Here is a 3,926-nt window from a genome sequence, read left to right as displayed (position 1 = left end):
CGGTTTCATCACCTTGAAGTAGCGGCAACACAATACTATCCCAAATAGACTCAAGTGGATCTGTACGTGTTCGCCATTGACGTTTAATGGCCGAAGGCGGTTCATTCTGTTTATCGATACGCCTTGCGGAACGCTCTGAAATACCTGCTTTCGCAGCGGCGACAACTTGGCTATGACGCTTTTTATGTTTCATGTAAATAGTGACCTGTTGATCAGTGATTCGTGTTCCCGGCACAGTGAACTCCTTCGTTCTGCTGCACCGAACCTTATCAGATCAACCGGCCAAGATAATTGTCGCTAGACCGGCCACCGTAATTGTCGCTTAATACACTAGGATCGGTATAGCTCATCGGATTATTCATCACATAGCTATAGCGATTGTAGTTCTGCAAGTTTGCTGGCGACTGCACGAACGGATCGGCCTGCATAAACCTTCCAAGGTTAGGGTTGTAGGTGCGCCCGCCCATATGAATAACCTCAAAGTCATTCACCATTTTGTGGCCGGTATAGCCTTTGCTGGTGCCGGGGTTGCTGTACATGGTAAACAAGCTATTAGTGCTTACGCTGTATTGCTTACCCCAGGGGTCGTAAATAAACTGCTGCAATACCGTGCCACTAACATTGGTAATGCTAATGGTCGAGCCCTGGTTATCTTTGTGCAGATACAGCTCGTCATGCACGCCGTTGCTGCGCTTGGTTATTACGGTGCTGCCAACGTTAAACTTATGCTCAACCACACCGGAGGGTAGGGTTACCCGCTCATACAGGCCGTCAATATAAAACGAATCTGTCGCCTGGCCGCTTCTTACATCTGTGCGCCGGTATAGCTGACGGTCGGTACCGTAAGCAAAGTCGGTGCGGTTGATGTCCCCGGTTTATGAATGTTTTAGAGATGAAACCAATTTCTATTTCAGACTTATTAATAGCATTTAATTTTGTTGTGACCCCAGACATAATAAAAATAGCGCGAACATTCATGGCTGTTTAGTCTCTGAAAGACATCCTGATAGCCTGCGTTGATGGGCTTAAAGGCTTCCCTGAAGCGATTGAAAGCATTTATCCTAATACCGAGATACAGCACTGTATCATTCATCAAATCCGCAACTCGCTTAAATACGTTGCCAGCAAGAATCAGAAAGCTTTTATGGCCGATTTAAAGTGCGTGTACAAAGCAGCCACGTTAAATGCCGCAGAATCGGCGCTGGACGAGCTGGAGACAAAATGGGGTGAGAAGTATCCGGTGGTGGTTAAATCCTGGCGTAACAAATGGCAAACGCTGTCAGCCTATTTTAAATACCCGGACTACGTCAGAACCGCCATCTACACCACCAATGCCGTGGAAGCCGTGCACCGCCAGTTCCGTAAACTGACCAAAACCAAGGGCGGATTCGCCAATGAAAACAGTTTGCTTAAGCTGCTTTATGCCGGTATCTTGCAGGCATCTGAGCGTTGGACTCACCCGGTTCAAAACTGGAATCTGACGCTATCGCAGCTGTCGATACACTTCGAGGGGGCTTGCCAAATCCCTCGCACTCATGAACGTTTTTTTATTCTCCTACAGGCCCTTAGATTGCCAATATCAATTATTACAACCTTTTAATCAGAAATACTTAGTCGGCTTTTAAGTTTGAACCAATTTCTTTCTACATCACTACCCTTAACGAATGCATCTTGATAAGAGCTAAGTAGCGAAGTGACACTTCGGCCATCCGAGTCTATAGCATTTATATTTGCGCCCTTGTCCAATAAATATAAAGCAATATCAAATCTTGCCAGAGCGGTAGCAAATAACAGCAGCGTTTTCCCATTGTCATCACGAAATTCAATATCAGCACCATTTGTCAGCAACACGTCCAAACACACAGGAACACCGCTATTTTTCCCTGCAGTAATTGTTGCAAACGCAGGAGAACCTCCGAACATGCCTGCTTTGAGGTTTGGATTACCACCGTAAGCCAATGCTGATTTAAGCAAGTTGCATTTGGTCTGTCTCGCGGCCCAGTGCATAACCGTACCGCCATCACCAAAAATGACATTGGGATCAGCTCCTTTAGTCAGTAAGTAGTTAAATCCTTTTTCATTTCGCATTGACCAAAAAAGAACTGTAGCGTTTTGGCTTCCCTTCGCGTTAATGTCTACCCCTTCATCAATTAATCTTTCAATGACTGATATTTGCCCTTTACCAGCAGCTTTCGCCAACTCACGAAGCTTAGCTGACGGGAACATCGTTTCTAAATCCATGTGAATTAAAATCTCTTATGTCACAGAACTCTCATATTCTTTCTGAGAATTGGCTAGCTTATTAGCAATACTGCAACCAGATATAAGTGTTGAAACAATAATAAGAGAAGATATTGTTATCTTAAAAAGGAAATTTAACATGATGCCCTACTAAAGAATACTTTATCTAAAACATACACATGTCTTCAATGGATAATACTTCCTTAATGTCGCTCAATTGACCAGTTATACTGTAATAAACCCCAGAAAAAAGAATAATGATATAATATGAACTTGGAAGTGAAATGTAGGCACAAATATCACTACCATGGACCTTCTTAATAAAACCAGGTTCTGCTTCCATATCAGCAATTAAACCATCTGGAATTTTTTCTTCTCGATATCTCATGATTGAAACTTTATCCCTATATGGCGTCGATAAAACATTGTATTCATCGTTATAGATAATATAAATTTCATAACCATGCTTATCGTCAACTTTAACCTCATAAAATTTGAACCTTTCGTTTTTAACTAGGATTAGTGGTTCTATTTTTTCCTTGGCTTCACTATACTCATAAAATATGTCCATAGCTAAAGAAGGTACTGAGTTAGTCAAAATAAGTGTCTGCGCAAAAATCAAACTAATTTTTCTTACTAAATTCATAACCAACCTCCGACATTTCCAATGCAAATAGAAGTCTTCCAGCACTAACGGGAAGAAGACTAGTTGAAATTACAACTACAGCATCTGTTCCTAAAGCCATAACTGAAACACCCGCCATATGTTGAATCCTTGTATTATTGGCAGGCCCATAAAACTGTATTGAGCCCGCAACATAATTCCTGGCTAATGAAATTTGCATCCCTTTGACATCAGGATTTATCATTACTAACTGCTCCATATCCATCAACGGAATCATATCTAGTAGTTCATCTCTAGTTTTTGAAAAACCTAATACTTCATTTAAATCTTCTACAGAAGATTTAATGGTAATAATATCATTCCCTTTAGATAGCTGATCGATGCCCTTGCCGATACGGCTCATCATATTATTTAATTTGTTTTTTGTGCTTGCTTCTGCGTTTAACAACTGCGCCATTGCAGCTGTCTGTGCACCATTAGCGAATTTTCCACCAGATATAACTGATGCCGTTCCACCAATTATAGCTGCAATACTAACTCGACCAGCCACAGCAGAAGCGCTAGTATTTTTATAATCGAACCCTGCATTTCCCATGGAAAACTTGGTAAAGCCAGCTGAGAAAAATCCATGACCGAATTTCCCACCTGATAGGCTAGAAGAAATCCCCCCTACGACGGCATGACCTCCAGCCCATTGAGCTTGTTGCCCCAAGGAAGCCTCACTGAATTCGCCAAATTTACTACCGAAATGAGATCCAACCTGATGAAATGCAGCTCCAGTTATTGCGCCGATTACGGCCCCTCTTAAGCTACCCGTCGAAACGCCACCAACTAAAAATCCAGTCGCCGCAGCATGTAAAAGGCTTTGCGCAGCCCAAGCTTGCATTCCAGGAACAAACATTAGTGCAATACCGAATACCGGTGCAAACTTACCTAAAGCTTTATTTATTTTTTTGAAAATATACCCACTTGGATCGGTATAGCTCATCGGATTATTCATTACATAGCTATAGCGGTTGTAACTTTGCAAATTGCCTGGCGCTTGCACAAATGGGTCGGC

4 protein-coding genes and 2 pseudogenes are annotated in these 3,926 nt (G+C 42.3%); 1 reads left to right on the top strand and 5 read right to left on the bottom strand.

Annotation, left to right across the window (positions count from 1 at the left end; translation table 11 throughout):
* Nucleotides 1-235: pseudogene (locus VT06_RS16420) on the bottom strand (IS21 family transposase); the annotation flags it as partial.
* 34 nt (nucleotides 236-269) lie between these two features.
* Nucleotides 270-737, bottom strand: coding sequence for an RHS repeat domain-containing protein (locus VT06_RS16415; RefSeq protein WP_046555417.1), 468 nt, complete (start codon nucleotides 735-737; stop codon nucleotides 270-272).
* 254 nt (nucleotides 738-991) lie between these two features.
* Here VT06_RS16415 and VT06_RS16410 point away from each other — a divergent pair.
* Nucleotides 992-1,513: pseudogene (locus tag VT06_RS16410) on the top strand (transposase); the annotation flags it as partial.
* An 83-nt stretch (nucleotides 1,514-1,596) separates the two neighbouring features.
* Here VT06_RS16410 and VT06_RS16405 read toward each other — a convergent pair.
* The 3 genes from VT06_RS16405 to VT06_RS16395 form a co-directional block, all read right to left on the bottom strand.
* The gene (locus VT06_RS16405) at nucleotides 1,597-2,241 is read right to left on the bottom strand and encodes an ankyrin repeat domain-containing protein (protein ID WP_082122572.1); all 645 of its coding nucleotides are present in this window, start codon (nucleotides 2,239-2,241) and stop codon (nucleotides 1,597-1,599) included.
* 166 nt (nucleotides 2,242-2,407) lie between these two features.
* Entirely contained in the window at nucleotides 2,408-2,887 is a 480-nt protein-coding gene (locus VT06_RS16400) for a hypothetical protein (protein ID WP_046555415.1), read from the bottom strand.
* Nucleotides 2,865-3,926 (bottom strand): hypothetical protein (locus VT06_RS16395; protein ID WP_046555414.1); only part of this gene is annotated, 1,062 nt, incomplete at its 5' end. The genes VT06_RS16395 and VT06_RS16400, both read right to left, overlap by 23 nt.

The sequence above is a fragment of the Arsukibacterium sp. MJ3 genome, assembly GCF_000987765.1.
In the GTDB taxonomy this organism is placed as follows: Bacteria; Pseudomonadota; Gammaproteobacteria; order Enterobacterales; family Alteromonadaceae; genus Alishewanella.
This window is presented reverse-complemented; position numbering and strand designations above follow the sequence as displayed.

Bases quoted from the DNA above. Each gene is read 5' to 3' on its own strand.
- VT06_RS16400 (WP_046555415.1), bottom strand. From the start codon at position 2,887: ATGAATTTAGTAAGAAAAATTAGTTTGATTTTTGCGCAGACACTTATT.
- VT06_RS16405 (WP_082122572.1), bottom strand. From the start codon at position 2,241: ATGGATTTAGAAACGATGTTCCCGTCAGCTAAGCTTCGTGAGTTGGCG.